Origin of the sequence: Winogradskyella poriferorum (genome assembly GCF_050618035.1) — a bacterium.
GTDB classification, from domain to species: domain Bacteria; phylum Bacteroidota; class Bacteroidia; order Flavobacteriales; family Flavobacteriaceae; genus Winogradskyella; species Winogradskyella poriferorum_A.
In genome coordinates, this window is record NZ_JBODPY010000033.1 from 1 (window position 1) to 276 (window position 276).

The window sequence follows — 276 nt, forward strand, 5'->3', positions numbered from 1 at the left end:
TGCAGATTTTGACTTCTCCTGATCAAATAATTATCTACATTCTGCATTAGGATTTTAAATCCATTTTCCTCAAAACGAGGATTTGTAAAACGTAAGTTTACCATTTGTAGCATAGTTTCAACATCTTTAGTTGTTGAAGAACCTCTAATAGATTCTGTAGTTTCACCAATGCTAAAAGTTGTACTTGCTGTTTTTCCTGCTAATGCCTTTTGAAGATCGATCATTGAAAATTCACCTAATCCTGATAATTGAGCTACGTTACCAACAATATCGGCT

The 276-nt window shown here is 33.3% G+C and carries 1 protein-coding gene; it reads right to left on the reverse strand.

Annotation, left to right across the window (positions count from 1 at the left end; translation table 11 throughout):
* The coding region (locus ACRHOC_RS14810) for a hypothetical protein (protein ID WP_431159403.1) at positions 1 to 276 on the reverse strand (276 nt) is incomplete at both ends.